Raw genomic sequence first — 4,884 nt, forward strand, 5'->3', positions numbered from 1 at the left:
CCCTCCAGGCCCGCGGTCACCTCGTTGGCCAGCGTGTACACGTCGACCTGGGCGCGCCCGCAGGACGGGCACGACACGATCTCCAGCTTGCGCGGACGCAGGTTCAGCGATTGCAGGATCTGCCCGCCGACCTTGACCTCCTCGGCGGGCGGCGCGGACAGCGACACGCGGATCGTGTCGCCGATACCCTCCGACAGCAGCGCGCCGAACGCTACCGCCGACTTGATCGTGCCCTGGAACGCCGGGCCCGCCTCGGTGACGCCGAGATGCAGCGGGTAGTCGCACTGCGCGGCCAGCTGGCGGTAGGCCTCCACCATGATCACCGGGTCGTTGTGCTTGACCGAGATCTTGATGTCGCCGAAGCCGTGCTCCTCGAACAGGCTCGCCTCCCACAGCGCCGACTCCACCAGCGCCTCCGGCGTGGCCTTGCCGTACTTCTCCAGCATCCGCTTGTCCAGCGAACCGGCGTTCACGCCGATACGAATGGGAATCCCGGCGGCGCCGGCGGCCTTGGCGACCTCCTTGACCCGGCCGTCGAACTCCTTGATGTTGCCGGGGTTGACCCGCACCGCCGCGCATCCGGCGTCGATCGCGGCGAAGATGTAGCGCGGCTGGAAGTGGATGTCGGCGATCACCGGAATCTGCGATTTCGCGGCGATCGTGGCCAGCGCGTCCGCGTCCTCCTGACGCGGACAGGCCACCCGCACGATGTCACACCCCGACGCGGTCAACTCCGCGATCTGCTGCAGGGTGGCGTTCACGTCGTGCGTCTTGGTCGTGGTCATGGACTGCACCGAGATCAGGTGGTCGCTGCCAACCCCGACATTGCCCACCATCAGCTGGCGGGTCTTACGCCGCGACCGCAGAGCCGGGCGCGCGAGGGTGGGGAAGGGTAGATGTACCGCTGCTGCTGATGAGGGATTCATTGTGTCCTGCGGGAGTTGGCGGGGACCGGGCATCTACTGGTTTTCAGGGAGTGTGCGCAGGAGAGCGAGGCAATCTGCGGCGATGCCTGGTCCTGTCAGGCCGTAGTGGGCCAGGAGCTCGTCTCGGGTCGCGTGGGGGACGAATTCGGTGGGGACACCGAGGACTTGGATCGCTGGGGCATGTGGTGACCGTTCGGCCACGGTGTGCAGAAGGTGGCTGCCGATGCCACCGTGGGCGAGGCCGTCTTCGACGCATACGGCGGCGCGGTGGCGGGCGATGATGGCGGGCAGCGCTGGGTTGAGCGGAAAGGCCCATCGGGGGTCTATGACCGTGATCCCGTAGCCGCGTTCGGTCAGTTCTTCCGCGGCGTCTAGGCACGGTCCGGCCATTGGGCCGACGGCGATCAGGAGCACGTCCAACGGCAGTCCCCGGCTTCGGTAGAGGACGTCGATACCGTCCATGCGCCATTGCGCGGAGTATTCGACTGTGGCTGGGGCTTTGGGGAATCGCAGCGCGGTCGGGCCGCAGATGTCGGTGGCTTCGTGCAGCAGTTCGCGCAGCCGCGCGGGGTCGCGTGGACATGCGATGCGCATGCCGGGCACGCGGGTCAGCAGGGCGAGATCCCAGAGGCCGTGGTGGCTGGGGCCGTCAGGTCCGGTGATCCCAGCTCTGTCCAGCACCAGCGTCACCGGCAGGTGGTGCAGTCCGATGTCGTGGAGCAGTTGATCGAACGCGCGGGACAGAAACGTCGAGTAGACCGCGACGACGGGGTGCAGTCCGCCCGCGGCCTGGCCGGCTGCGCTGGCGAGCAGATGCTGTTCGGCAATTCCGGAGTCGAATACGCGGTCGGGATGGTCCCGCGACAGCGCGCCCAGGCCGGTCGGTAGCCGCATCGCCGCGGTCGAGGCAACGATGTCCGGGCGGCGCCGCGCCAGCGCGGCGAGCTCCTGCTCGAATACCTGTGTCCAGGTCGGTGCGCTCCGCGTCGCCGGTCGGCCCGTCACCGCGTCGACGACGCCGCAGGCGTGCATCCGATCGGCCTCGTCGGACTCCGCCGGACCGTAGCCGTGGCCCTTCTGGGTGACCACATGGACCACGACCGGCCTGCCCGAGGTGGCGGCTTGCCGCAGCACTGCGCAAATCGCCGCGAGGTCATGGCCGTCCACCGGGCCGAGATAGTCGAAACCCCATGCCGTGAACCAATTTCCGTCGCGGGATCCGCCGTCTCGTAGGTGTCTGAGGTGTTGGGCGAGTGCTCCGGTAGTGGGCCCGTAGGAGCGGCCGTTGTCGTTGATCACGGTGATCACCGGCAGCGACGAGTTGCCGAGGTTGTTCAGCCCTTCGAGCGCGACCCCACCGGTGAGCGCGCCGTCGCCGATGACCGCGACCACGCTGCGGTCGGTTTCGCCGCGCAACTGCATGGCTGTGGCGAGCCCAGTAGCGTAGGCCAGGCTGCCCGAGGCGTGGGAGTTCTCGACCCAGTCGTGCCGGGATTCCGCGCGGCTGGGATAGCCCGACAGCCCACCTCGGGTGCGCAGCGTCGCGAAACCGTCGGCGCGGCCCGTCAGCATCTTGTGCGCGTAGGCCTGGTGGCCGGTGTCGAAGATCAGCGCATCGTGTGGGGACCGGAACACGACGTGCAGCGCGATGATCAGCTCCAGCGCACCCAGCGAGGGGCCGAGGTGTCCGCCGGTGGCCGTCACCTCCTCGATCAGGCGCGTGCGTAGTTCGTCGGCCAACGCCGACAGCTGGGCGAGGTCGAGGTTGGACAGGTCGTCCGGGCCGCAGATCGAGGCCAGCAGTCCGCTGCCGTTGACGGGCGTCGCCGCGTCCGCGGAAGTGGATGTGGATGTGGTGGTCACGGCAGCTCCCGCGTTAGTGCCGCAAGCTGCCGTGGCAGCGCGAAGCGCACGGTCTCACGCGGTGTCTCGGGGATGTCCAGCTCGATCGGGCCGAGAGCGCGCAGGGCATCGATAACGTGATCAACGAGTTGGCGCGGGGTGGATGCGCCCGCGGTCACGCCGACGACGCGGGCATCGGTGAGCCAGCTCGGGTCGAGGTCGGCGGGGCCGTCGATCAGGCGCGCGGCACGTGCGCCGGCGCCGAGCGCCACCTCCACCAGGCGCACCGAGTTCGACGAGTTGCGCGAGCCGACCACGATCACCAGATCGCATTCCGGCGCCATCGCCTTCACCGCGACCTGGCGGTTCTGCGTGGCGTAGCAGATATCGTCGCTCGGCGGATCCTGCAGCGCGGGGAAGCGCTCGCGCAGCCGCTGCACCGTCTCCATCGTCTCGTCCACGCTGAGGGTGGTCTGCGAAAGCCAGATCACCTTCGACTCGTCGCGCACGCTGACCTGGTCCACCGCGCCGGGCCCGTCGACCAACTGGACATGGTCGGGCGCCTCACCGGCGGTGCCCTCGACCTCCTCGTGGCCCTCGTGACCGATCAGCAGGATGTCGTAGTCGTCACGGGCGAACCGCTTCGCCTCCTGATGCACCTTGGTCACCAGCGGGCAGGTGGCGTCGATGGTGTGCAGGCTGCGCTCGGCGGCCGACGCGTGCACCGCGGGCGACACACCGTGCGCGGAGAACACCACGACCGAGCCCTCGGGGACCTGATCGGTCTCGTCGACGAAGACCACGCCGCGCTCGCGCAGCGTCTCCACGACGTGCCGATTGTGCACGATCTCCTTGCGCACGTAGATGGGCGCACCGTGCTTCTCCAGCGCCTTCTCCACCGTTTCGACCGCCCGGTCGACGCCGGCGCAGAAGGCTTGGTGTGCGGCCAGACGTACCTTGATGGGTTGAGTCACCCTCGATTCCTTTCTCCGGTCCTGACCGGGGTTTCAGCTGAGGTAGTTCCAGCACCAGCCGATTTCGGGGTAGGGCGGCGGCGTGCGATCGGCGGGGTCCCAGTGTGTTGGAGTGCTGGACACAACCAGCGGAAGTGCCCTGGTGCCACCGATGTCGTGCGTGTTGTCGCCGTGCGGGAGGTAGCGGGCGGTCGTGGTGGCCCAGTGCAGGCCCGCGGGAATCCAGCGCGGTAGCTCGGCGGCGAAACGTGCGACGGCGGGGCGGGGGTCCTCCCGCAGTCGTTGTTGCAGGCCGACCGTGGCGAGGACGATGCGTTCGTACAGTCGCTGCGCCTCGGCCACGGCTGCGGCGGGATCCCCAGCCTGAGCGTGGGTGAGGACGGTGATCAGGTTCGTCGCTGCGGTCCCTGCGGCGAGTTCCTTTGCAGCGGAGAATAAGTCGTTGATGATCGCGCACGCGAGCATCGTGGTTTTCGTGAAGGCGCGCACCACGGGGTCGTCCATCAGTCGAGGAGTCATCTGGAGCGAACCCATCGTCGCGCCGGTGAACGGCACCAGCGTGGCCACGCCCACTTTCGCCCATCGCATGCGAAGCCATTCGCCGATCTCGGGTGGCGTAGCGCGCTGCCGCAGCGCGGTGTACCAGGACTGGCCGTGTAGCCATACCGCGTGCTCGTATCGGAAAGCGGCGAACTCGCTGTCGGTGAGTGTGGTCTCGAGCTGTGCGCGCAGCTCCCGAAGGCTGGCCGCCCAGCGGTCTCCTGCGGGGAGCGGTGCGGCGGGAGCTTCGGCCATCACGCGGTGCAGTTCACCGATTTGTGCGTCGATCGTGGGCAGGTCGGGATGGGTGTCCCAGTAGTCGTCGAGCAACGAGCCGAACAGGAAGTGCTTGGTGGCCGCCAGGACCGTGAGATCGTCGGCGTGCGGGATGGCTGGCGCGATGCCGCGCGCGAAGCCCATCCGTGTGGCGAGGCTCCCCCGCTCGCACAGCCCTTTGCTCACAGCCCAGTCGGCTGCTTGTTGGTCGATGCCGGCGACGTCGATCGGGTGTCAGCGTTCACTCAATTCCCCAGCCCGTCGTTCACGTAATCGGACAGGTGGTGGGTCCTAGTTGATGTTCTACCCGACCTCCTTCCTGGGTG

General features: G+C 68.3%; 4 protein-coding genes. All 4 read right to left on the reverse strand.

Annotated features, from left to right (window positions below; genetic code table 11):
- On the reverse strand, nucleotides 1-926 hold a 926-nt coding region (ispG, locus tag ACWEO7_RS38035; RefSeq protein WP_452430524.1), incomplete at its 3' end, for a flavodoxin-dependent (E)-4-hydroxy-3-methylbut-2-enyl-diphosphate synthase.
- Nucleotides 927-959: 33 nt separating this feature from the next.
- Nucleotides 960-2,789 carry a 1-deoxy-D-xylulose-5-phosphate synthase gene (locus ACWEO7_RS38040; RefSeq protein WP_452430526.1) on the reverse strand — a complete coding sequence of 610 codons (1,830 nt, stop codon included), beginning with the start codon at nucleotides 2,787-2,789 and terminating at the stop codon, nucleotides 960-962.
- Nucleotides 2,786-3,742, reverse strand: coding sequence for a 4-hydroxy-3-methylbut-2-enyl diphosphate reductase (locus tag ACWEO7_RS38045; protein ID WP_452430528.1), 957 nt, complete (start codon nucleotides 3,740-3,742; stop codon nucleotides 2,786-2,788). The genes ACWEO7_RS38040 and ACWEO7_RS38045 overlap by 4 nt, the downstream gene beginning before the upstream one ends.
- A 33-nt stretch (nucleotides 3,743-3,775) precedes the next feature.
- The gene (locus tag ACWEO7_RS38050; protein ID WP_452430530.1) at nucleotides 3,776-4,744 is read right to left on the reverse strand and encodes a terpene synthase family protein; all 969 of its coding nucleotides are present in this window, start codon (nucleotides 4,742-4,744) and stop codon (nucleotides 3,776-3,778) included.
- Nucleotides 4,745-4,884: the final 140 nt, after the last annotated feature.

The organism is Nocardia sp. NPDC004260 (assembly GCF_053603155.1).